Annotated in this window: 19 protein-coding genes and 3 tRNA genes; 11 read left to right on the top strand and 11 right to left on the bottom strand. The window is 65.8% G+C overall.

Annotated elements, in window-relative coordinates:
- Positions 1-12 precede the first annotated feature (12 nt).
- Positions 13-1,755 carry an acyl-CoA dehydrogenase gene (locus ABWP22_RS12755; protein WP_353200357.1) on the top strand — a complete coding sequence of 581 codons (1,743 nt, stop codon included), beginning with the start codon at positions 13-15 and terminating at the stop codon, positions 1,753-1,755.
- Between the two features lie 13 nt (positions 1,756-1,768).
- On the opposite strand, the gene ABWP22_RS12750 is transcribed toward ABWP22_RS12755, so the two are convergent.
- Positions 1,769-2,713 carry a PEPxxWA-CTERM sorting domain-containing protein gene (locus ABWP22_RS12750; protein WP_353200356.1) on the bottom strand — a complete coding sequence of 315 codons (945 nt, stop codon included), beginning with the start codon at positions 2,711-2,713 and terminating at the stop codon, positions 1,769-1,771.
- A gap of 159 nt (positions 2,714-2,872) precedes the next feature.
- Complete coding sequence (locus ABWP22_RS12745; RefSeq protein WP_353200355.1) at positions 2,873-3,277, bottom strand: globin; 405 nt, start codon at positions 3,275-3,277, stop codon at positions 2,873-2,875.
- Between the two features lie 151 nt (positions 3,278-3,428).
- Between ABWP22_RS12745 and argS the strand changes: the two genes are divergently transcribed.
- From argS to scpB, 5 genes are read left to right on the top strand one after another with little or no spacing between them, the layout of a single operon-like run.
- Positions 3,429-5,150, top strand: coding sequence for an arginine--tRNA ligase (argS, locus tag ABWP22_RS12740; protein ID WP_353200397.1), 1,722 nt, complete (start codon positions 3,429-3,431; stop codon positions 5,148-5,150).
- Positions 5,150-5,998 (top strand): SPOR domain-containing protein, encoded by an 849-nt coding sequence (locus ABWP22_RS12735; RefSeq protein WP_353200354.1) that lies wholly within the window; start codon positions 5,150-5,152, stop codon positions 5,996-5,998. Before argS ends, ABWP22_RS12735 begins: the two co-directional genes overlap by 1 nt.
- Positions 5,998-7,038 (top strand): beta-N-acetylhexosaminidase, encoded by a 1,041-nt coding sequence (gene nagZ, locus ABWP22_RS12730; protein ID WP_353200353.1) that lies wholly within the window; start codon positions 5,998-6,000, stop codon positions 7,036-7,038. The genes ABWP22_RS12735 and nagZ overlap by 1 nt, the downstream gene beginning before the upstream one ends.
- Positions 7,038-7,817, top strand: a complete 780-nt coding sequence (locus ABWP22_RS12725; RefSeq protein WP_353200352.1) for a segregation and condensation protein A — start codon at positions 7,038-7,040, stop codon at positions 7,815-7,817. Before nagZ ends, ABWP22_RS12725 begins: the two co-directional genes overlap by 1 nt.
- A complete protein-coding gene (gene scpB, locus ABWP22_RS12720) occupies positions 7,810-8,388 on the top strand; it encodes an SMC-Scp complex subunit ScpB (RefSeq protein WP_353200351.1) in 579 nt (192 codons plus the stop codon). Before ABWP22_RS12725 ends, scpB begins: the two co-directional genes overlap by 8 nt.
- Here the strand turns inward: scpB and ABWP22_RS12715 are convergent, their stop codons facing one another.
- Positions 8,389-9,498, bottom strand: coding sequence for an alkaline phosphatase D family protein (locus ABWP22_RS12715; protein ID WP_353200350.1), 1,110 nt, complete (start codon positions 9,496-9,498; stop codon positions 8,389-8,391).
- A 66-nt stretch (positions 9,499-9,564) separates the two neighbouring features.
- Entirely contained in the window at positions 9,565-10,254 is a 690-nt protein-coding gene (locus ABWP22_RS12710; protein ID WP_353200349.1) for a cell cycle transcriptional regulator TrcR, read from the bottom strand.
- 101 nt (positions 10,255-10,355) lie between these two features.
- Here ABWP22_RS12710 and ABWP22_RS12705 point away from each other — a divergent pair, with 101 nt between their 5' ends.
- Positions 10,356-11,573: an aminotransferase class V-fold PLP-dependent enzyme gene (locus ABWP22_RS12705; protein WP_353200348.1), complete on the top strand. Its 1,218-nt coding sequence runs from the start codon at positions 10,356-10,358 to the stop codon at positions 11,571-11,573.
- On the opposite strand, the gene ABWP22_RS12700 is transcribed toward ABWP22_RS12705, so the two are convergent.
- From ABWP22_RS12700 to ABWP22_RS12690, 3 genes are all read right to left on the bottom strand, one after another.
- Positions 11,566-13,872 (bottom strand): penicillin acylase family protein, encoded by a 2,307-nt coding sequence (locus tag ABWP22_RS12700; RefSeq protein ID WP_353200347.1) that lies wholly within the window; start codon positions 13,870-13,872, stop codon positions 11,566-11,568. The genes ABWP22_RS12705 and ABWP22_RS12700 overlap by 8 nt on opposite strands.
- A gap of 2 nt (positions 13,873-13,874) precedes the next feature.
- Positions 13,875-15,620 (bottom strand): N-acyl-D-amino-acid deacylase family protein, encoded by a 1,746-nt coding sequence (locus ABWP22_RS12695; RefSeq protein WP_353200346.1) that lies wholly within the window; start codon positions 15,618-15,620, stop codon positions 13,875-13,877.
- A gap of 68 nt (positions 15,621-15,688) precedes the next feature.
- A complete protein-coding gene (locus tag ABWP22_RS12690) occupies positions 15,689-15,868 on the bottom strand; it encodes a hypothetical protein (RefSeq protein WP_353200345.1) in 180 nt (59 codons plus the stop codon).
- 132 nt (positions 15,869-16,000) lie between these two features.
- Between ABWP22_RS12690 and ABWP22_RS12685 the strand changes: the two genes are divergently transcribed.
- Both ABWP22_RS12685 and ABWP22_RS12680 read left to right on the top strand, forming a co-directional pair.
- On the top strand, positions 16,001-17,374 hold the full coding sequence (locus tag ABWP22_RS12685; RefSeq protein WP_353200344.1) for a glutamate--cysteine ligase: 1,374 nt from the start codon (positions 16,001-16,003) through the stop codon (positions 17,372-17,374).
- 171 nt (positions 17,375-17,545) lie between these two features.
- Complete coding sequence (locus ABWP22_RS12680) at positions 17,546-20,527, top strand: TonB-dependent receptor domain-containing protein (RefSeq protein ID WP_353200343.1); 2,982 nt, start codon at positions 17,546-17,548, stop codon at positions 20,525-20,527.
- A gap of 69 nt (positions 20,528-20,596) precedes the next feature.
- Here the strand turns inward: ABWP22_RS12680 and rlmB are convergent, their stop codons facing one another.
- The 4 genes from rlmB to ABWP22_RS12660 form a co-directional block, all read right to left on the bottom strand.
- On the bottom strand, positions 20,597-21,352 hold the full coding sequence (rlmB, locus tag ABWP22_RS12675) for a 23S rRNA (guanosine(2251)-2'-O)-methyltransferase RlmB (RefSeq protein ID WP_353200342.1): 756 nt from the start codon (positions 21,350-21,352) through the stop codon (positions 20,597-20,599).
- Positions 21,353-21,402: 50 nt separating this feature from the next.
- A tRNA-Tyr gene (locus ABWP22_RS12670) sits at positions 21,403-21,489 on the bottom strand.
- Positions 21,490-21,590: 101 nt separating this feature from the next.
- Positions 21,591-22,685: a GGDEF domain-containing protein gene (locus ABWP22_RS12665; protein WP_353200341.1), complete on the bottom strand. Its 1,095-nt coding sequence runs from the start codon at positions 22,683-22,685 to the stop codon at positions 21,591-21,593.
- A 298-nt stretch (positions 22,686-22,983) separates the two neighbouring features.
- Positions 22,984-23,057 (bottom strand) — tRNA-Gly (locus tag ABWP22_RS12660).
- A gap of 114 nt (positions 23,058-23,171) precedes the next feature.
- Between ABWP22_RS12660 and ABWP22_RS12655 the strand changes: the two genes are divergently transcribed.
- Together ABWP22_RS12655 and secE are read left to right on the top strand one after the other, a co-directional pair.
- Positions 23,172-23,247, top strand: a tRNA-Trp gene (locus tag ABWP22_RS12655).
- Between the two features lie 181 nt (positions 23,248-23,428).
- Complete coding sequence (secE, locus tag ABWP22_RS12650) at positions 23,429-23,656, top strand: preprotein translocase subunit SecE (protein ID WP_353200340.1); 228 nt, start codon at positions 23,429-23,431, stop codon at positions 23,654-23,656.
- The last annotated feature ends 3 nt before the right edge of the window (positions 23,657-23,659 follow it).

Genomic DNA, 23,659 nt, shown 5'->3' with positions numbered 1-23,659 from the left:
AGGCCGTTACGCATGCCCTACACCGCCCCCACCACCGAACAGCGTTTCGTGCTGGATGTGATCGCCGATCTGCCCGGCCTCGCCGCGCTGCCGGCCTATGCCAATGCCACCCCCGATCTGGTCGAGGCGATCCTGGGCGAATCCGGCAAGATGGCAGCGCAGGTGTTCGAGCCGCTCAATAAAGTGGGGGACAAGGCGCACGCCACGCTGGCGGATGGCGTCGTTACGCTGCCGCCGGGCTTCGTCGATGCCTATGCCCAGTATCGCGACAGCGGCTGGGCCGGGCTGGGCGTGGCCGAAGCGCATGGCGGCCAGGGCCTGCCGTTTGCGGTTGCGGTCGCCGTGCAGGAACAGATCACATCGGCCAACATGGCGTTTGCGCTGTGCATGATGCTGTCGCAGGGCGCCATCGAGGCGCTGGCCGCGCACGCCAGCCCCGAACTGCAAGCCACCTATCTGTCGAAGCTGGTGAGCGGCGAATGGACCGGCACGATGAATCTGACCGAACCCGGCGCCGGCAGCGATGTCGGCGCGCTGAAATCGCGGGCCGAACCGGTGGCTGATGGCAGCTGGCGCATCAAGGGCACCAAGATCTACATCACCTGGGGCGAGCATGAAGCCGCCGAGAATATCGTCCACCTCGTGCTGGCCCGCACGCCCGACAGCCCGCCGGGCACCAAGGGCATCAGCCTGTTTCTGGTGCCGAAAATCCTGCCCGATGGCCGCCGCAACGATCTGAAGTGCGTCGGCCTGGAGCACAAGCTCGGCATCCACGCCTCGCCGACCTGCACGATGAGCTTTGGCGACCATGATGATTGTGTTGGCTGGATGGTCGGCAATGAAGGTGGCGGCATGCGCGCCATGTTCACCATGATGAACAACGCCCGCGTGCAGGTCGGCTTGCAGGGCGTCGCCATCGCCGAGGCCGCAACGCAGCACGCACTGGATTATGCGCGCAGCCGGGTGCAGTCGGCGAAGTTCGGCGGCGGTCGTGATGCGGTGCGCATCATCGAACATGCCGACGTGCGCCGCACCATCATGACCATGCGCGCGCTCACCGAAGCGGCGCGCGCCTTGGTCTATCTGAATGCCGCCGCAGTTGATCGCGCCCACAGCGGCGATGCCGATGGCGCGGGCCTCGCCGATCTGCTCACCCCGATTTCCAAGGCCTGGGCGACCGACATCGGCGTCGAGGTCGCTTCCATGGGCGTGCAGGTGTTCGGCGGCATGGGCTATGTCGAGGAAACCGGTGCGGCGCAGTTCCTCCGCGATGCCCGTATCGCCCCGATCTATGAAGGCACCAACGGCATCCAGGCGATGGATCTGGTCGGGCGCAAACTCCATCAGGACGGCGGCACGCACTGGAAGACGCTGCTTGGCGAGGTGCGCGCCACATTGTCCGATCTCGATGAAGATGCCGAACTGAAGCTGATCACCCCCTGGCTGCAGGATGCGCTGGATGCGGCGCAAACCACCTCGCTGTGGTTGGCCAGCGCCAACAACCCGGATGATGTGGCGGCCGGCGCCACGCCCTATCTGCGCCTGATGGGCCTGACGCTGGGCGGTTGGTTGCTGGCGAAACAGGCGCTGGCATCGCGCGCCCACCCCGACCCCAATTTCGCCGCCGCCAAACGCACCACCGCGCGCTTCTTCGCCGAACAATTGCTGCCGCAGGTACAGGCGCTGTCGGCGAGCGCGATGCGCGGCGCTGCGCTGTTCTATGCGATCCCGGAGGATGGGCTGGCGGCGGCGTAAGCCGGCTCGTCGCTCAGCAAGCGGTCGTTGGCAGTGCCCGGCGCCGCCGGCGCAGTGCCAGGCACACGCTGCCGAATCCAACGATGAGCAGCATCCAGCTTGCCGGTTCTGGCACGGCGTTGGCGCCATCCCCGTCCAGTCCGCTGTTCAGGCGGAACTGTTCGCCGATTGGAACCATCACCGGCAGGCCTGTCGCGCCATCATCACTGGGCGGCAGCAAACCCTGACCCAAAGTAACCGCAACCGGCCCGCTTTGCCCGCTCACCGCCCCCATATACTGGGCGCGCAGGGCCGAAGCGAGGGCGGGATTGCTGCCTTCCAGATAGGGAAACAGGATCGATGTGCCGCCTGCACCGGCTGATCCTTGCGCCAGTTCGATCGTGGAGCCGCCATCGAACTCCAGTGCCAGATCGAATCGATAGCTCGTATGCGGGTTGAGATCGAACGCGAATGACATCGGTACCGCCAGCTCACCCATGACCGGCGAACTCAAGGGCTGGATCGAGAAGGGGGAAGGCAGCGATTCCACCAATATCTGCCAAATGCCCTTGATGCGGGCGTTGGCATACCATTCCCATGACAACCCATTGGGGTTGATGATCTGGCTGGCGCCCGGCGTGATGGTCAGTTCATTCGGTTCGAAGAAATTATAGTCCGCGACGACGGTCACCGACGTGCTGGCCAAAGTGCCGGACGTGGCGCTCGCATTTGCCGTTGCCTTGAAATAGCCGGTATCCGTGTCGTCATCATAATCGGTGCCGACTTCGGATACCGCCGTTGCTGCGGCTGCCGCGTTGGCGTTGCTGGAGGCGGAACTGAGAAAATTGACCACGAACGCCACCGTTTTCCGGGCGACATACGCGGTGATCACGCCGCCGTCTGCCATTGCCGGCTGTGCCGTCAACAGCAGCGATGCCCCCAGCATTGATGTGGCGGCCTTCCAAACGATCTTGCCCATCGCTTTTCCTCCTGATTGAAGGCGGACATGATTACCCTGCGGGGCGGCCGATCAATTCGAGACTGTTACGTATTTCATTGTTCGAAAAATCGATCAGACTGAGGGGGGGCTCCAAGCATTTGTGACCGCATCAGCGCAGTGCCGGCAACCTGTGCAGGTTCAGATGATGATCGTAGCGGCCAGCCGTGCTGCCTCGGCCAGCACCATGTCCCACGCCTCGGCCATTGCCGGGGCAAATCCATCGCCGCAGCCATCGCGGATCACCGCCGCCACGATGGGGAGGAAATCGCCGAACACCGCAGGCGGAATGCCATAGGCGCTGTGGGTGTGGATTTCGGTGGCGAGGAACTGGCCGCCCCAGCCACGCGGGCCCGCGAGATCGAGGATCACTTCAAAGCTGCGGTTCAGCATCTCGCCGCGGATGTTGCCGTGCGTATCGCGCCAGAATTCGCGCTCCATGGCCGGGTGCAGGGCGAACAGCCGGGCATAGACCGCCGCCGTCGGGTCGCCGATGCGCGTGGCGGCCAGTTCGAGGCTGGCGGTGATGGCTGCATGATGATCCATGCCCAAAGGGTGGCGCGGGCGGCTCGGCTCGGCAAGCCCTGCATCGCGGCAGGGCGCGTGCGCCAGACGATGGACGGGGGCGGGGCTTGGCGTTAGGGATTGGGCCATCAATCACTGTCTCGAAAAGTTGCCAATCGCCGTGAACCTGCCCTTGAATCTCTTCACCCATTTCACGGCCCTCATTCACGCCGCGCTTGGCCAACTGGTTGCGGCCGGCACGCTGCCCGAAGGGCTGTCGTTGGCCAATGTGACCGTCGAGCCGCCGCGCGATGCTGCCCACGGCGATCTGGCCACCAATGCCGCCATGGTGCTGGCCAAACCGGCTGGCACCAACCCGCGCGTGCTGGCCGAGGCGTTGGTCGCGGTGCTGCGCACCCAGCCCGGCATCATCGCCGCCGATGTCGCCGGCCCCGGTTTCATCAATCTCAAGCTGGCCGACAGCGTCTGGCATGATCAACTGTCCGCCATGCTCGGCGCCGGTGGCGATTATGGCCGCAGCACTGTGGGCCAGGCCAAGCGCATCAATGTCGAATATGTCTCCGCCAATCCCACCGGGCCGATGCACATGGGCCATTGCCGCGGCGCGGTGGTCGGTGATGCGCTCGCGGGCCTGCTGGCCTTCGCCGGTTGGGACGTGACCAAGGAATATTATATCAACGATGCCGGCGGCCAGGTCGATACGCTCGCCCGTTCGGCGCACCTGCGCTATCGCGAGGCGCTCGGCGAAACGATCACCATTCCCGAAGGCCTCTATCCCGGCGATTATCTGGTGCCGGTGGGCCAGGCACTGGCGACCGAATTCGGGGACCGTTACCGCGATGCGCCGGAAAGTGACTGGCTGGTGCTGTTCCGCACCCGCACCGTTGCCTTGATGATGGTGCGCATCCGCGCCGATCTGGCGCTGCTCGGCATCGTGCAGGATGTGTATTTCTCCGAAGCCGGGCTTGGCGGCCGTGTGCAGGAGGCGCTCGACACGCTCACCGCCAAGGGCCTGATTTACCAGGGCGAACTGGAAAAGCCGAAAGGCGAGACCAGCGATGATTGGGAACCGCGCCCGCAAACCCTGTTCCGCTCGACGCAGTTCGGCGACGATCAGGACCGGGCGATGCAGAAATCCAACGGCAGCTGGACCTATTTCGCCGGCGACGTCGCCTATCACTGGGATAAGCTGGCTCGCGATTACGACGCGCTGGTCAACATCTTCGGCGCCGATCACGCCGGCTATGTGAAGCGCGTCACGGCGGCGGTGAAGGCACTGTCGGACGGCCGCGTGCCGCTCGACATCAAGATCGTCAATCTGGTGAAATTGCTGCGCGCCGGGGAGCCGGTGAAAATGTCGAAGCGCTCCGGCAATTTCGTCACGCTGGATGAAGTGGTCGAAGAGGTCGGCAAGGATGTCGTGCGCTTCGTGATGCTCACCAAGCGGCCGGAATCGCCGATGGATTTCGATTTCGCGCATGTGGTGGAACAGAGCCGGGAAAACCCGGTGTTCTATGTGCAATATGCCCATGCCCGCATCGCCTCGCTGGGCCGCAAGGTGGTGGAGGCTGGCCTCGCCCTGCCCGAACCCGATCTGGCGCTGCTCGATGCCGACGAGCTGGGCGTGGTGAAAATGGCGGCCAATTTCCCGCGCATCGTCGAACAGGCCGCCGAAGCGCGGGAACCGCACCGCATCGCTTTCTATCTCGGCGATCTGGCCGCCGCCTTCCACAGCCAGTGGAATGCCGGCAACGATGATGCGGCCCGGCGCTTCGTGTTGGCCGACCGGCCGGACCTGACCGCGGCGCGGTTGGCCATGGCGCGCGCTGTCGGCCAGGTGATCAGGAACGGCCTGGCCGTGATCGGCGTGGCCGCGGCGGAGGAACTGCACTGATGGCGGGACGGGATGAGGATGCGCCCTGGTTGGCCGAAGCCGCGCCACTCGCCCCGTCGGGCAGTGCGGCGCGGCGCCGGCCGATGCTCAACATCGCCATCGCCGTGCTGGCGCTGGGTGCGATTGCCGCTGTCGGCCTGCTGATGCTGCTCGGCCGCAAGGATGGTGGCAGCAGCCAGGGCTATATGGAGGCGGCGCAGGCGCCGTTGATCGAGGCCGATGCCGGTCCCTACAAGGTGCCGCCGGAAAATCGCGAGGGGCTGGAGCTGGAAGGCAATGGCGAAGTCATTCACGAAGCCGTGCGCGGCGAGGATCTGCAAAGCCAGATCGATCTGAACGCCGTGCCGGAAGCGCCGATCGGCCGCCCGCGTGATCTGCTGCCCCCCGATGGCACGCCAGTCACGCCGTCGCCACCACCCACGGGGCAGCCGGTGCCGGTGCAGATGATGCCGGCGCAGCGCCCCGCACAGAAACCCGATATGCTGCCGGCCGCAGCGGCGCCCGCCGCCAAGCCTGCACCCAAGCCAGTCGCGGCGCCGACGGCTGCGCCTGCCAAACCTCCGGCCAAACCACCGGCCAAGCCGCTCGCCAGCATCGCCGCCGCGCTGCAGAAACCCGCTTCCGGCACCACGCTGGTGCAGATCGGCGCTTTTTCCAGTGAGGCCAAGGCCGAAGAGGAATGGGCCCGCGTTGGCGGCAAGGGCAAGTTGACCGGCAAGCGCGTCGAGAAGCTGACCAGTGCGGCCGGAAAGACGCTGTGGCGGGTGCGCGGCCAGACCAGGGACGCCGCCGCAGCCTGCCAGGCGATATTGGCGGCAAAGGGCGCATGTGAAGTGGTGAAGGGTTGATGCAGCCGCTCATTCTGGGTCTCGCCGGCCTCACGCTCGGCGATGAAGAGCGTGCGCTGTTCCGCGCGGCCGATCCGGCCGGCTATATCCTGTTCAAGCGCAACATCGATTCGCCCGATCAGGTGCGGGCGCTCACCGCCGGCTTGCGCGATCTGGCGGGCCGCGATGTGCCGATCCTGATCGATCAGGAAGGCGGCCGCGTCGCCCGGTTGCGTCCGCCGCATTGGCCGGAGTTTCCCACCGGCGAGCGCTTCGGGCACCTCTATGATGTCGCGCCGATCACGGCGATCGAGGCGTGCCGGTTGAACGCGCTGGCGCTGGCGGCGCTGCTGCGCGATCTGGGCATCAACGTCGATTGCCTGCCTTTGCTCGATGTGCGCGACGTTGGCGCCCACGATATCATCGGCGATCGCAGCTTCGGTGCCGAACCGATGCTGGTTTCCGCGCTGGGCCGGGCCGTGCTCGATGGCTTCCGGCTGGGCGGCATCTGCGGCGTCGTGAAGCATATCCCCGGCCACGGCCGCGCTTTGGCCGACAGCCATCTGGAACTGCCGGTGGTCAGCGCCAGCCGGGAAGAACTGGAGCGCGATTTCGAACCCTTCCGCCGCCTGGCCGACGCACCGATGGCGATGACGGCGCACATCACCTACACCGCGATCGATGCTGATCGCTGTGCCACGCTGTCGCCCATCGTCATCGATCTGATCCGTCAGGATATCGGCTTTGCTGGCCTGTTGATGTCGGATGATCTGGGCATGCACGCGCTCGGCAATCCGCAATCGGGCGGCCACCCGCCGGGCAGCAACGCGCTGGCGGATTTCGGCGCGCGGGCGCTGGCCTGCCTGGATGCCGGCTGTGATATCGCCCTGCATTGTTCGGGCGATTTCCATGAAATGCGCGCCATCACCGAAGCCGCGCCGATGATGAGCGATGCCGCTGCCACGCGGCTTGCTGCGGCCATGGCGTGGATGGGGCCTGGGGACGGCACCCCTGCCGCCGAATGGGCACAGGCGCGCGACATGTTGCTGGCGCTGGGCTGATGACCGAAGCGGCGGCGGATTTCGACGCACCCGTGCGGGCGCTGTCGACACGCGATACGCTGGTGCTGCAATTGGGCAGTTGGGAAGGCCCGCTCGATCTGCTGCTCGGCCTGGCGCGCGCGCAAAAGGTCGATCTGGCGCAGATCTCCATCCTGGCGCTGGTCGATCAATATCTGGCGTTCATCCGCGATGCCAAGGCGCTCAGCCTGGAACTGGCCGCCGATTATCTGGTGATGGCGGCCTGGCTGGCCTATCTGAAATCCGCGCTGTTGCTCCCCAAGGCGGCGGACGCCGATCCCGATCCGGCCGAACTTGCGCTGAAGCTGCAATTCCAGTTGCAACGGCTGGAAGCCATGCGCGGCGCCGGCCAGAATTTGCTGGCCCGCCCGCAACTGGGCTGGGACATGTTCCGCCGGCCCAATCCCGAAGGCCTCGCCCAGGATCGCCGCGCGGTTTATGATTGCGATTATTATGAACTTCTGTCGGCCTATGGTGCCATCACGGCGCGGCGCACCCGCAGTGTCCACATCGTCCGCCGCCGGCCGGTGATGGCGCTTGATGAAGCCATTGAACGGCTCGAGCATCTGCTGGGCCGCAGCATCGACTGGACCGAGCTGGCGCGGTTCCTACCGGTCGATCTCGTCGACGAATCCTATGCGCGATCGGTGCTGGCTTCCAGTTTTGTTGCGGCGCTGGAATTGACGCGGCAGGGCAAGGTGCAGTTGTCGCAGGGCGCAGCCTTTGCGCCGATCCTAATGAAGGCGCGCCGCGATGGATGACGGGCAGGATCCGGAACTGGCGCGCGCGCTGGAGGCGATCCTGTTCGCCAGCGATGCACCGCTCAGCCTGTCCGACATCACCCGCCATATCGGGGAACGCGGCGATCTGTTGCCGGCCTTGCGGGCGCTGGCCGCCTCCTATGGTCCGCGCGGCATTAATCTGGTCGAACGCGGCGGCCGCTGGCAATTCCAGACCGCGCCCGATCTGGCGCATCATCTGCGCACCACCCGCGAAACCGTGAAGAAACTGTCGCGCGCTGCGGTCGAGACGCTGGCGGTGATCGCCTATCACGAACCGGTGACGCGCCCGGAGATCGAGGAAATCCGCGGCGTCGCGGTGTCGGGCGGCACCATCGACGTGTTGATGGCGGCAGGCTGGGTGCGTCCGGCCGGCCGCCGCGAAACTCCTGGTCGCCCGCTGCAATATGCCACCACGCCGGAATTCCTGGCGCATTTCAATCTCGGCAGCCGCCGCGACCTGCCCGGCATTGCCGATCTGAAAGCCGCCGGCCTGCTCGACCGCGAACCGCCGCGCGAGCTCAACCTGCCGTTCAGCGGAGACAGCGGCTGATCAGGCCTTCAGCGCTGCCAGCGCGACATCGTGGGACAAGACCACCGTATCGGCGGCGTCCAGAATGCGCAGGCCGATCATCCCGCGGGCCCAATCCAGCGTGACCAGCCCGACATTGTTGGCCGAAAAACTCGGCCCCAGCCGATTCGGCCCGGCCTCTTCGCGGTGCTCGCCGCTGCTGCCCATGTTGAAGGCCGATGCCGTCATCTCGATCATCGGATAGGCGGTGCCGACGGTTTCGCGATAGAGGCCGGCGCGGTGACGATCGCCGGACAGCAGCACTATGCCATTGGCGCGGGTGCGCGTTACCATGGCATGAAAACGCGCGCGCTCGTGCGGGAACAGGCGCCAGCATTCATAGCCGTGGCCATCGGCGAGCAGTTGATAGGAGGTCACGACAAGGCGCACATCGGCCGGCTGCGCCAATTGTGCCTCCAGCCATTGCCATTGCGTTTCGCCCAGCACGGTCAGCGCCGGATCGGGATTGGCGACATAGACTTCCTGGCCCGGTGCCCCGCGCTGCGGGCTTTTCGTCCAGTCGCTGCGGAAGCTGCGGGTATCGAGCAGGATCACCTGCACGCGCGCGCCCTTCGGCCCGGTGATGAAGCTGTCGTAAATCCCGCCGGTGCGGCGGCGCGGCGAATCGGCCGGCACGTTCCAGAAATCGAAGAACAACGGCCGCGTCGCGTCTTTCCAGGCATAGGTGGCGCCGGCATCGTTCAGGCCGAAATCATGATCATCCCACACCGCCGCCATCGGCATGGCACTGCGGAAACGGCGATAATCCGGGCGGGCCAGGGCGGCGGCATAGGCGCCGATCAGCTCATCGAGATTGGGGCCGCGCGTGTCGCCATAGACATTGTCGCCCATGAACAGGAACAGATCAGGCTGCGTGTGCAGTGCGGTTTCCAGCAGCGCGCCCTCGCGGTTCTGATTGAAGCAGGAGCCGACACCGATGCGGGTCAGCCGGCGTTCGGGATCGAGCGTGGGTGCGACTGGCACGTCGAGCCTGCCCGCCAGCGTCGGGAAGGCGCCCGCGCGCGCCATGCCGGGCAACAGGGCGGTGCCGGCCAAACCGGCCAGCAACGCGCGTCGATCAAATTCGGTCATCATACCCTCATCCCTGCAAACAGACAGTGATCAAGAGCGCACGCCTGTTGCAGGATGATGACAAGATCAGCGGCGGAACAGCGCCTCGCCCTGTTCCAGCGCGGTGCCGGGCGTGTTCGACACCGGGGTTTCCGGCGCGTTGGCCGCGGCATAGCGTTCGGCCTGCAACTGGTTGATCAGCGCGGCACGGTCGGCAGCGGCCTTTTCCGGATCGACGCTCATGTCGATGCCGGCCTTCTTGGCGGCGGCGGCGACCAGCGAGTCCATCTCGCGCTGGCTGGTCAGACCGAGCGTCACCGGATCGCGCGCCTGCAGATTGGCATAGTTCCAGTGCGACTTGGTGCGAATGTCGGAAATCGTGTTCTTGGTGGTGCCGATCAGCTTGGAAATCTGCGCATCGCTGATTTCCGGGTGATTCTTGATGATCCACAAGATGCCATCGGGCTTGTCCTGGCGCTTCGATACCGGCGTGTAGCGCGGGCCGCTGGTGCGCCGGGCCTGTTCGGGCAGCCGCGCCATTTTCACCACATGATCGGCATCGGCTTCACCGGCGGTCAATTCCTCGCGGGTGAGTTCGCCGGCGCGAATCGGATCGCGGCCCTTCAGCTTGGTGGCGGCGGTGTCATCGGCGATGGCCTGCACTTCCAGAATGTGCAGCCCGCAATATTCGGCAATCTGCGAGAAGGTGAGGGCGCTGTTGTCCACCAGCCAGGCGGCGGTGGCGTGGGGCATCAAGGGAACGCTGGGCGCGGCCATGGGCTGAGCTCCTTAAAATGAAAAGCAAACAGCCGCCCCTTGCGGGACGGCTGGACAGATACGCTTGTAATGAAGCGTCGGCTGTGGCGCAAGGGCGCACGATGCTGCCCGATCCCCACCTCGCCGCGCTGGACGCGGCCGATCCGCTTGCGCACGCCCGCGCTCGATTTCTTGTGCCCGATGGGCTGGTCTATCTCGATGGCAATTCGCTGGGGCCGTTGCCCGCTGACACGCCGGCGCTGCTGGCAAAGACGGTCGCTGAAGAATGGGGGCAGGGGCTGATCCGCAGCTGGAACGATGCCGGCTGGATCGATCTGCCGGTGGCGCTGGGCGCCATGATCGCGCCGATCATCGGTGCCGAAGCCGAGAGCGTGGTCGCCTGCGACAGCGTGAGCATCAACCTGTTCAAGCTGGCCAGCGCCGCGCTGGCGCTGCGGCCCGGGCGGCGCACCATATTGATGGAAGCCCAGGATTTCCCCACCGATGCCTATGTGATGCAGGGCTTGGCGCGACTGGCGGGCGTCACGCTGAAACGGGTAGCGCGAGGGGAATTGCCCGGCGCGCTGCAGGATGATGTCGCGCTGCTGCTGCTCACCCACGCCCATTATGTGACCGGCCAGGTGCACGACATGGCGGCGATGAGCGCGGCGGCGCACGCGGCCGGCGCGCTCACCCTGTGGGATCTGTCGCACAGCGCCGGGGCGCTGAATGTGCAACTGGATCGCGATGGGGCCGATTTCGCAGTTGGCTGCGGCTACAAATATCTGAACGGCGGCCCCGGCGCGCCGGCCTTCGCCTATGTCGCGCGCCGGCATTGGCGGGATTGCGAACCGGCGCTCACCGGCTGGATGGGCCATGCAGCGCCGTTCGATTTTGCCGCCGATTATGCACCGGCACCGGGTGCGCGCCGCCTGCTCACCGGCACGCCGCCGATCCTGGCGATGCGCGCGCTGGAGGCCGGCGTGGCCACGTTCGACGGCATCGACATGGCGGTGGCTGAAGCGAAGAGCCGCCGCCAAGTGCAGTTGTTCGCTGCCGGCGCGGCGGAGATCACGGGCATCAGCGTCGATCCGCTGCCCCAGGGGCGCCACGGCGCGCAATGCATCATCCGCCACATGTCAGCGCGCCGTGTGATGAACGCGCTGGTCGCGCGCGGGGTGATCGGCGATTGCCGCCCGCCCGATGCCATGCGCTTCGGCTTTCCCGCGCTCACCACGCGCTTTGCCGATATCGGCCTGGCGCTCGCCGCCTTGCAGGCCGTGCTGGCCAGCGGCGAATGGCAGGCGGAGCGGTTCGTGCCGGTGGGAATGGTCAGTTAGGCGTCACCCGAATGATGCGCTCGGCCTCCTGCAACACGCGGTCCCGGCTCCAGACGAACGGCACATAGTTGCCGCTGGCCCAGCGCGGGAACAGATCGCGATAATGCGGGCTGGCCGGGTCGCCGGATTGCCCAGGCGTATTGATGGCGACACTGTTGTCCCAGGCGCCGACATCCATCACCACCCGCACCGACGCGCCGGCCGTGACATGGAAATCGGCAGCCGAACTCATCGCCATCGGCGTGGAGCCGCTGCCGCCGATCGGCAGCGGGCCAACGCGGCGTTCGACATCGCGGCCGGCGATGGGCAGCGCTGGCTGAAAATCCGCGACATGCAGCGCGCCCCAGCGCCATTTCGCCGGATCGGGGCCAAGCAGTTTCGACGCTTCGGCAAAGGCGCTGCCCAGCGAACCCAGCAGGATCGCCGCGCGCATCGCCCCGGCATCGCTGCCCAGCAGCGTGGCTTGTTCCAGCACGGGCAGGATATTGCCGATCGCGGTGCGGCCGAAATTGCGCTGCGCCGCTTCCGGCACGATGGCTTTCACTGCGGCGCCGGGCAGGTGGCGCGCGGCCCAGATTTCATACAGTGCGGCCGGTGCCGAATCCGGTCCTTCGTGGCCATCCCAGCCTTGCAGCAATGCCAGCGCGACGCGTTCGGCCTCGCTGCGCCCGGTCAGGCCGGCGAGCAACCTCACGGCCCGCTGTGCCATCGCCGACGTGGCGTCATTCTGCAGCGCCATCGCATCGACCATTGAGAATTTGGGTTTGCTGGCAATCACTTCGTTGATGCGGGTGATGCGGCTGCGATCACCCCATTCCAGGCCGAGCAGGTGGGGATAGCCGGCCGGCACGTTATATTCGTTGGCGGTGGCAAACCAGCCCTGCGCCGGATTGTACACCACCGGCATCAGCTTTGCATCGAGCAGGCCGGTCCAGCCAAAGGCCTTGCCGGCTGGCACCGGCAGCAGGCCGTCGCCCGCCGCACGCACCGGCACGAAGCCGCCCGGCGCCCAGCCGATATCGCCGGCGCGGCTGGCGAACAGCAGGTTGAGCGGCGGCGCGCCCCAATGGTTGCGCGCGATGAGGAATTCGTCCCAGGTCTTGGCGGCAAACGCCCAGGTGGCGTTGAAATAGGCCGATGCGCCCGGCTTGCTCCACGTCGCCCGCAACGCGAAGCTGCGGCCCGATGCGGCGTCTTCGTGGATGATCGGGCCGTCGGCGCTGAACTTCAGCACCACGTCGCGCGGGGCTTCGCCCTTCACCGCGATGGTCTCGCGCACTTCGGTCAGCTTCGTGCCCTTCGGGTTCACCACCAGATCCTGCTGATCGATGCCAAAGATGGTCAGCGCCCAGGCGACATCTTCGTTGTGGCCAAAGCTGACGCCAGGCAGCGCCGGCTCGCCCGATCCGGCGATCTTCAGCTCCGGCGTGTCGATGTGGGACAGGTAACGCAGATTGGGCACGGCGTGGGCGCGGTGCGGATCATTGGCCAAAATAGGCCGGCCGGTGGCGCTGCGCGCCGGCGCGATCACCCAGTTGTTCGATCCTTCCAGCGTTTCCGGGTCGGTGCGGCTGGCCACCTGCATCTGCTTGCCATCGAAGCGCACATCGCTGGTGCCGGCCATGTAATTGTCCAGCACATCATCGGGGATGCTGCACGGATCGAGGCCCTTGGGGATTGTCACCGCGCGCGCCGGCGCCAGTTCGCGGCGCAGCGGTTCCAGCTTGAGATCGCCGCCGCACAGCGCACGGGCGCGCAGCACTTCGGCCGGTACATTGCTGGCCAGCGCGTTGGACCGGATGCGCACGATATCATCGGCGCTCCAGCGGTCGGGCCGGCTGCCGGTGGCGGCAAATTCGATCGGCAGTTTCTGGCGGCCGGCGGCCACATCGGCCACGAAGGCATTGATCCCGGCCGCGAAGCGTTCCGTCCAGGCCTTTGCGTCGGCCGGATAGGCCGCCCATTCCGCCGCCATGTCGCCGCGATACAGCAGCAGCCGCGCGGCGCGATCCTGCGCAACAAAGGCCGGGCCGAAGCTGGCCGAGAGTTGCCCCAGCCCGCGCTTGCGCCACAGATCGATCTGCCACAGCCGGTCACGCGCCACGGCATAGCCCTGCAGGAAAAAGCCATCGCGGGCATTGGCGGCATAGATGTGCGGGATGCCGGCACGATCGATGATGATCTCACCGGGTGCCGACAGGCCGGGCAGGGGGCGCGCCTCGCTGAACACGGCAGGCGGTGCCGGCTGCGCAGTTGCAGCGCTGGCGAGCAGCGTTGCTGCAAGGAGCGTGCGGATCATGGTCACTCCGCCGCCAGTGCTGCCGCCGCCGGCACGGCCTGCGGGCCGCGGATCAGGCCGCCGGGCAGGGCACCGGTCATGGTGCCGTCGCGGAAGGTCACCTGGCCGCACTTGATGGTGGCGACATAGCCGTCGGCCTTCTGCAGCAGGCGCTTGCCGCCGGCCGGCAGATCGAAGGCCAGCCACGGCTTGCCCAGTTTCAGCCGGTCCATGTCGATGATGTTGAGATCGGCCAGATAGCCCGGCGCAATCAGCCCGCGATCATTGAGGCCATAAAGCCGGGCCGTGTCATGGCATTGGCGGCGGACGGCGTTCTCGATCGTCACCGTGCCGCGTTTGCGATCGCGCACCCAATGTTGCAGCAGGAACGTCGGCGAGGCGGCATCGCAGATGGTGCCGCAGTGCGCGCCGCCGTCCGAAAGCGAAATCACCACATCGTCGCGATCCAGCAGGCCTTCGACAAAATCGAGATTGCCATCGGCGTAGTTCAGGATCGGGAAATAGATGAAGCCGGTGCCGCCATTGGCGGTGAGCAGATCATAGGCATATTCCGCCGGCGGCTTGCCGGCCGCGGCGGCGCGGGCGGCGACGGTTTCCGCTTGGGTCGGCTCATAATCGAAGCCGTCACCCATTTCATAATGCAGGCCAAAGCCTTGCGCGACCGCCATCAGCAGCATCTGCACATCGGATTCCGGATAGACATCCGGCTCAGCGAGCAGCTTGGCCTTCCATTCGGGGTTGGAGATGCAGGCCCATTGTTCGTCCCACGGGGCCGCATCGATCGCGGCCCAGCTCGGCTTGAACTTGAACGGGTGCACGGTGCCGCGCCAGGCCATCAGGATGCCATTGCCGCGCAGTGCGATCTGGGCGACGATATTGGCGCCGTCCGCATTGGCGCGGGCCGTTTCGGCCATCTGTTCTTCCCAGGGCAGTTCCTTGGCGATGCTCTGCAGCATGGCGAAGGTGACCGGCAGCCCGGTTTCGCGGCTCATTTGCGCCATCCAGCCGAATTCATCCCATTCGCGCTTCAGATCGCTGGCCATCTCGAACACGCCATGGCCCACCTCGCCCATGGCGCGGCCGATGGCGATCAATTCGTCCTTCTCAGCCGTGGTGCCCGGCACCAGCTCGCCATCGATGCTCTTGTGCAGGATGGTGCGGCTGGTAGAAAAACCCAGCGCGCCGGCCCGCACGCCGTCGGCCACGATGGCCGCCATGGCAGCGATGTCATCTTCGGTTGGCTTTTCGTTGCGGGCGCCGCGTTCGCCCATCACATAGGCGCGCACCGCGCCGTGCGGCACATGCGTCGCCACATCGATGGTGCGCGCCTTCTTTTCCAGCGCGTCGAGATATTCGGGGAAGGTCTCCCAATCCCAGGTCAGGCCTTCGGCCAGCGCCGTGCCGGGGATATCCTCCACGCCTTCCATCAGGCCGATCAGCCATTGATGGCGATCCGGCGCGGCCGGGGCAAAGCCGACGCCGCAATTGCCCATCACCACCGTCGTCACACCGTGCCATGATGACGGCGCCATTTCGGCATCCCAGGTCGCCTGGCCATCATAATGGGTGTGGATATCGACAAAGCCCGGCGTCACCATCAGACCGGCCGCGTCGATCTCTTCGCGGCCCGGCACGCTGATGTGGCCGACGGCGGTGATCCGCCCGCCATCCACGGCGATATCGCCCACAAATCGCGGGTTGCCGCTGCCATCGACGATGGTGCCGCCGCGAATGACCAGATCATGCATGTTGCGCCCCTCCCATGGGAAAGCCGCAGCATGACAGACTATGGCTGGCCTGCAACCCGGTGGGTTTGTCAGGCGCGGCCGGGGGTGGGGGCCGGGCCAGGGGCAACCGCCGCTGGATCGGGGGTTGCCGGGGCAGGATCGGCGTCCACCCGGCCCCAGGCGTCAGGATCGGCCACGGGCGCCGGACGGCTTTCGTCAAAGCGGCATCCGGCCAGGGCGAATAACAGCAGCAGGGGAATGAGACGCATGCAGTGCAATAAGGGCTCGCGGTGTCGAATCACAAGAGGGCCCGTGCGGCAATCTCTGCGCCATGGCCGTCATATTTCGGCAATCGGCAGGCTTCATTGCCTGTTGCCGGCAACCCGGCTAAGGCGCGGCGCATGAGCAACCAGGTCACTTCCACGGGCGATGAAGCACCGATCGAACGCTTTGACCAGTTGATGGCGGTGTTCGAAGGCGGCGCGAAGCCGAAGGCTGCATGGCGGATCGGTACCGAGCATGAAAAATTCGTGTTCCGCAAGGCTGATCATGGCGCGCCGACCTATGACGAACCTGGGGGCATCCGTGATCTGCTGATGGGGATGACGCGGTTCGGCTGGGAACCAATTTATGAAGGCGAGAATGTCATCGCGCTGAAGGGTGCAGACGGCAACATCAGCCTGGAACCGGCCGGTCAGTTCGAATTGTCGGGCGGGCAACTGGTCGATCTGCACGGCACCTGCGCCGAATCCAATCGCCACCTGCGCCAATGTCGCGAAATCGGCGATGAACTCGGACTGGGTTTCCTCGGGCTCGGCTTCTGGCCAGACAAGGCGCGTGCCGATCTGCCGGTGATGCCCAAGGGGCGCTATGCGATCATGCTGCGCCACATGCCGCGGGTCGGCAATCTGGGCCTCGACATGATGATGCGCACCTGCACCATCCAGACCAATCTGGATTATGGCTCCGAAGCCGACATGGTGAAGAAATTCCGCGTCAGCCTTGCCCTGCAACCGCTGGCCACGGCCCTGTTCGCCAATTCACCGTTCACCGAGAATGCGCCCAACGGCTTCAAATCGTTTCGCAGCCATATCTGGACCGACACCGATCCGGCACGCACCGGTGTGCTGCCCTTCGTGTTCGAAGACGGGTTCAGCTATGAACGTTATTGCGACTATGCGCTCGATGTGCCGATGTACTTCGTCTACCGCGACGGCCGTTACATCGATGCCGCCGGGCACAGTTTCCGCGATTTCCTGGCCGGCAAGCTGGCGGTGCTGCCCGGCGAAGTGCCGCGCCTCGCCGATTGGAAGGATCATCTGACCACCGCCTTCCCCGAAGTGCGGATGAAGTCCTATCTGGAAATGCGCGGCGCCGATGGTGGACGCTGGGATCGCATCTGCGCGCTGCCGGCGCTGTGGGTCGGTCTGCTCTATGATCAGACGGCGCTGGATGCCGCCTGGGATCTGGTCAAGCACTGGACACCAGCCGATCATGACCGCCTGCGCCGCGAAGTGCCGGCACTGGCGCTGGGCGCAGCCAGCCCCAGTGGCGGCACGCTGCAGGATCTGGCGCGCGAAGTGCTGAAAATCGCCGATGCCGGTCTGGCGGCGCGGGCACGGTTGAATGATGCCGGCGACAGCGAGCAAGGCTTTCTGGGTCCGCTGCGCGAGATTGTCGCCAGCGGCCTGACCAACGCCGATCGCCTGCTCGGCTTGTATAACGGTGCCTGGGGCGGCGACATCACCCGCATCTACGACACAGAGGCTTACTGAAAGACACACCCCCGATATAATCGTGCTGCCACTGCTGCTTGCCCACAATATCAGGGCATTTTGCCTCTTGACCCGCCGCCGTTTGCGAAACAGCATGAGACATTGATCACGATCTCAGCCAGCCCACTTCGGGAACAGGCCAGACGCTGATCCTGTTCGGGGAGGATATCGATGTCGTCTTTGCGGCTGCGCTCAGGTTGTGCGCTTTTTGCTTTGGTTGCGGGAACATTCTACGGCGCGACGGCGCAGGCCCAGTCGGCCGATCAGGCCCAGGCAGCGGCCGCGCCCGCCGCCGAGGAACAGGCCGATACCGAAATCGTCGTCACCGGCAGCTTCATTCGCGGCACCCGTGAAGACGCCGCGGTGCCGGTCGATGTGTTCACCGCCGATGATCTCAACAAGCAGGGCATCAGCTCGCCGCTGGAATTCATCAAGCAGTTGCCGTCCGTTGGCGCGTCGCTGGGCGATACCAACCAATTCTCCACGGCGGCCCAGGGTTTCCAGGGCAATGGCTCGCTGAACCTGCGCGGCCTTGGCCCCACCCGCACGCTGGTGTTGTTCAATGGTCGCCGCACGGTGCTGGCGCCTGGTGACGGCTTTGCGGATACCAACCTGATCCCGATCTTCGCGCTGGCGAACATCGAAGTGCTGAAGGATGGCGCGGCCGCCACCTATGGTTCCGATGCCATCGCCGGCGTGGCCAACTTCGTCACCCGCAAGGATTTCAATGGCGCGGTGCTGCAGGGCGATTTCGATGCCATCAGCGGCTCGCGCGGCAACTGGACGATGTCGGCGCTGGTCGGCCACACGTTCGGCAAGGTCAATCTGATGGTCGGTGGCGGCTGGCAGCACCGCTCCACCCTGCCCAGCTTCAGCCGCGATTTCAGCCGCACGCCCTATGCGGTGAACCCGTCCGCCTGGTCGGCATCCAGCAATCCGGGCGTCTTTGCCGCGGTTTATGGGGGCATTGCGCCGATCACCGTCCGCGATGGCGGCACCACCGCTTGCCCGGCGGTTGGCGGCATCAACGATACAAGCGGCGCCGGCGGCACCGGCCTGCCGATCTGCCGCTTCAGCTTCCTGCCATGGAACAACATCATCGAAGAGGAAGACCGCTACCAGGCCTATGCCCAGATGGATGCGGAACTGTCGGACCGCACCAAGTTCCACGCCGAATTCACCTTTGCGCAGACCGATACGACCATCGGTCAGTCGCCGTCCTTCCCGCCGATCCAGGGCCCGACCGGGTCGGGCAGCACCAGCCGTTTCACGGTCAGCCCCAACAACCCCGGTGTGCCGGCCTTCCTGGCCCAGAACGGCCTGCCGACCCCGACCGTCGCGCAACCGCTGAATGCGATCTCCGTTGTGCTGTGGCGACCGTTCGGCTGGCTGGGCAATCCGTCCGAGCCGGTGCGCGGCGCCGGTCTGGGCTTTGCCCAGAACAAGAGCTATCGCCTGTCGGGCGGGATCAACCACGAGTTCAACGACAATTTCCGCGCCGAGCTGTTCGCCACATGGTGGCGGTCCGAACGCAATGCCGCCTCGCGTGACATGGTGGGCTCGCGCCTGCAGAATGCCCTCAACGGCCTTGGCGGCGCCAACTGCAACGTCGGTGCCAACACGCCGGGGCTGAATGGCTGCCAGTGGTTCAATCCGTTCATCAACGCCGGGCAGCCGGTGTCGATCCAGGGCCTGAACAATCCCAATTATGTGCGCGGCGCCGAAAACTCGGCGGATCTCATCAATTTCATCCAGCCCTACGCCGGCACGCGCCAGGTCGAGGAACAACTGGTCGTCGATGCGATCTTCTCGGGCGAAACCGCGATCGATCTGGGCGGCGGGCCGATCGCCTATGCCTTTGGTGCCCAGTATCGCGGCAACGAATGGTCGTCGCGGCCGCTCGCCCCGATCTCCGATGCCAACATCAACCCTTGCTTCCGCGAAGGCGATCTCAGCTGCGTCGGCACCCCGACCCAGGGCGTCGGACCGTTCATCTTCCTCGGCGTGACGCGTCCGGAAACCGTGCGCCAGAATGTGAAGGCGATCTTTGCCGAAGTGAAGGTGCCGATCACCGACACGCTGGAGTTCACCGGCGCGGCCCGTTACGAAGATTATGGCGGCACGGTCGGTTCCACCTTCAATCCGAAGGGCGCGGTGCGCTGGAACCCCACGGACTGGCTGGTCCTGCGCGGTTCGGCCGGCACCACCTTCCGCGGTCCGCTCGCCAACCAGGTGGTCAACAACCAGATCACCTCGCTGGCTGGCATCCAGGCCGCTGCCAACGGCTTCCGCTCGGTGGACATTTTCGGCAACACCAGCGATCTCGCGCCGGAAACCGCCTTCACCTACAATGTCGGTGCCGTGATCACCACGTCGGGCTTCACGGTCTCGGCTGATTACTGGAGCTTCGATGTCGATGGCCGCATCACCACCACGCCCGGCCAGGCGATCGCCTCGGCCGTGGTGCCGGGTTTCAACGGCCTCGGCCTGGCCAACTGCAGCAGCGTGTTCGCCAATCTGATCACCTTCCAGGGTGGGTGCGTGCAGGGCGTGACCAACGGCAATGCCATCAGCCGCGTCCGCACCGACTGGGTGAACGGCCCCAATCTGAAGACCAGCGGCATCGACCTGTCGTTCGATTACAAGACCGATCTTGGCCCCGGAAAGCTGAACGTCGGCGCGCAGGCCAGCATCGTGCTCGATTACACCTTCGCCGACTTCATCTTCCGCGGCGTGCTGGTGCAACCCGGCTATCAGGCCAAGGGCTTCACCAACTATCTGCGCGATCCGCTCACCGTCTCGCCGCTACGCGCCACCGGCTGGATCAACTATTCGCTGCCGCGCTTCAACGCCCGCTATCAGGCGCGCTATGTCGGTGGTGTCGATGACGATCGCTGCGTTGGCCTGGCCAACTGCGTCAGCACCAATTTCGGGCCGACCAACTTCGGCGCGGTGGTGAAGAGCTTCACGCAGCATGACATCAACGTGCAGTACGACATCCCGATGGGCGGGGTGACCACCCAGCTGCAGTTCGGCATCGACAATTTCACCAATGCCGATCCGCCCGCCTCGCGCCTGGAACTGTCCTATGATCCGTTCATCGGCAACCCGCTGGGCCGTGTGTATCGCTTCGGCCTCCGCGTGATCATGTAACGCATGCAGGGCCGCTGCCTTTCGGCAGCGGCCCTTCAAACATGTCGGCAAATTGCGACGGCGCGGCCCTTACAGGCCGCGCCGCACGCATGCATACAGGGCAACGGCGGCCGCGTTCGACACGTTCAGGCTTTCAACGCCGCTGATCGGCAGCTTGGCCACCACGTCGCAGTTCTGGACGGTCAGCGGCCGCAGCCCTTCGCCTTCGCTGCCCAGCACCAGCGCGGCCTGGCTGGTGCTCAGTGCCGCCTCCACCGTCATCTCGGCCGCACCGTCCAGCGCGATGCGCCAGAAACCGGCCTCGCCGATCTCGCCAAGTGCCCGCGCCAGATTGACCGTGCGCACCCACGGCAACTGCTCCAGCGCGCCGCTGGCACTGCGCGCCAGCACGCCGGTCTCCGCCGGGCTATGGCGATCCTGCGTCACCAGCGCGCGGGCACCGAACGCCAGCGCCGATCGCATGATGGCCCCCACATTGTGCGGATCAGTGACCTGGTCCAGCACCACGATCGGGCGATTGTCGCCATCATCGGCCTGCGCAAGGATTTCGTCGAGCCAGGCTGATTCGAGCGGCTCCACCTCCAGCACGAACCCCTGGTGCGGCGCATCCAACGGGCACAGCCGGCCCAGATCATGGTCATCGCCATATTGCACGTTCAGGCCCGGCGGCAGTTCGATGGTCTTGGCGCTGGCCGGGGTCAGCCACAATTTGCGCAATTCGCGCTCCGGATTGTCGAGCGCGGCGAACACCGCATGCCGGCCATACAGGCGCGGGAACGGGCTTTTCTGGCCCTGCTGGGATTTGGGATGCGGTCGACGGCCCATGATTGCTGCCTTGGCTGAACCGGCACCGGGCCGAACTGGCAACCGAAAGCTGGTGGAGGGGGTTGGATTTGAACCAACGTAGGGTGAAACCCGGCAGATTTACAGTCTGCTGCCATTGACCGCTCGGCCACCCCTCCACTGCCTTTCGGGCAAGGCGCTTGCCAAGCAGGCACCGTGCGGGAGGCGGCCTAGTGCGGCAGGTCAGCCCGCCTGTCAACGGGGGTTTTCTGTTCGCCGTCTATCCGCGATCCGGCACCACCCGGTCGCGCCCCAGTCGCTTAGCGGTGTACAGCGCGCTATCGGCCCGCTCGATCAACTGGTCGGCGCTTTGCGGGTGGCGATGTTCGGCCACGCCGGCCGAAAAGCTGATGCGGCCCATGCTGCTGCCATCCACGGCGCTGCGCAGCACCTGCGCGGCCAGATCGGCCCGGATGCGATCGATGCGCCCGGCGGCGGCCTGCACGCTCACGCCCGGCAGCAGGCCGACGAACTCCTCGCCGCCCAGTCGGCCGACGGCGCCGCCATCCGCCTCCAGCCGCTCGGCCATGTGCCCGGCCACAAACCGCAGCACATCATCACCCATGGCGTGGCCGAACCGATCATTGAACCGCTTGAAATGATCGATATCCACCACCGCCAGCGCCAGTGGCACGCCCGATGCCACAGCCTCGCCTTGCGCCTTTTCGATGGCGGCCATGATGCCGCGGCGGTTGAGCACGCCGGTCAATGCATCCGTCACCGCGGCGCGTTCGGCCTGGATCAGCTTGTCGGCCAACGCACGGGTTTCACTGGCGGCCTGGTCCAGCTCCTCGATCAGGCGGGCATTGGCGGCCTGCACCAGCGACGTCGCCTGGCTCAATTGCTCCAGCAGTGCGCCCAGGCTGGCGGCGTCCATCGGCCCGGCTAGCCGTTCGCCGCCATCGGCAATGGCGCGGCCGTAATCGGCCAGATCGGTCTGCCCGCTTTCGATCCGCCGCCCCAGCGCCTCGGCCTGGTCATGCGCCTCGGCGATCAACTGGTTGACCTGTGCCTCGCTCATCTGGCCCAGATGCGTTTCGCGCAGCGCCAGCAACGCAGCCAGCGTCAGCGCGCCATGCGCCAGCGCGCGATCGATGGCCAGCGACAGTTCATGATCATCGTCGCGCACATAGCGCCACAGCACATCATACACCGCCGGCTCCGGCGGCAGCCCGCTGGACAGCAGCAGCGCGCGGATCTGATCGAACCAGGCCATCGCGCCCGTTCCCGCTGGAAATCCGCCAGCCGAAGTCCTGACATCGGCCGGCGGCGGCACCGAGGCGACGGCCTGCATCGGCCCTGGCTGATGTTGCATGGTGTTGGACCCTTCTGCCGCTGCGATCTGCCCATCGGGAAACGGCGGAGAGGGCGGGGGGTTAAGCGGGTGGGTGGGGTTTTTGCGGGGGGGAACCCGCTCAACGCGAGGAACGGCCGGCGGCGGAGCCGCCGGGTCCGTTTGCCTTGGTTGCACGGAGGACGTGAAGGCAGGAAGCAAGAGCGCGGCAAAGCCGCGCCGTCGAAGCTGTTCGGTTGGCGGAAGGGCCAACCGCCAGCCCGGCCGATCTTGCCGGAGTCGGCAAATAGCTGCGCTATTTGCGCGCCCGGCTGCGATTTGGAGCGGGTAGCGGGAATCGAACCCGCATGGCCAGCTTGGAAGGCTGGAACTTTACCACTAAGCTATACCCGCATTGCCGCCGCTCATACGGCAGCAGACACGCGGTTTCAATGCCCGGTTGCCCCCATGCTTCGCGCGCCTCTTGCGCCGCCCTGCCAGCCACTTTATAGCCCGCATCCCGCGCCTAGGAGTGTAGCTCAGTTGGTAGAGCATCGGTCTCCAAAACCGAGGGCCGGGGGTTCGAGCCCCTCCACTCCTGCCAGCGGGCCGGTGATGAACGTGCAAACCACGGGAATCATTGGCTTGTTGGCTTGAAAACGTGGCGCGGGATGCTTCGCAGAGTGCCGGCCTCGGGGTAGCCCGAGCCGGTTATTGGTGTTGCTGGCAGGCTTGCCATCCGTGGCGGGTTGATTCGATTTGGTGTTGAACAGGAAGATGGGCGCGTGAGCGAAGCAAAGGCCGAAGTTGCGAAAAAGCCCCGGGTGTCCCCGGCGGAGTTCGTGCGCCAGGTGCAAACCGAAACGCGCAAGATCGCCTGGCCCACTGTGCCCGATACGGTGCGCATGACGATCATGGTGATGATCATGACCACCATCTTGTCGGTGTTCTTCCTCGGCATCGATCAGGTGCTGGGCCGCACCGTCAAATTCCTGCTCAGCCTCGCAGCCTGAGGA

The sequence above is a fragment of the Sandarakinorhabdus sp. genome (assembly GCF_040398665.1).
In the GTDB taxonomy this organism is placed as follows: domain Bacteria; phylum Pseudomonadota; class Alphaproteobacteria; order Sphingomonadales; family Sphingomonadaceae; genus Sandarakinorhabdus.
This window is presented reverse-complemented; position numbering and strand designations above follow the sequence as displayed.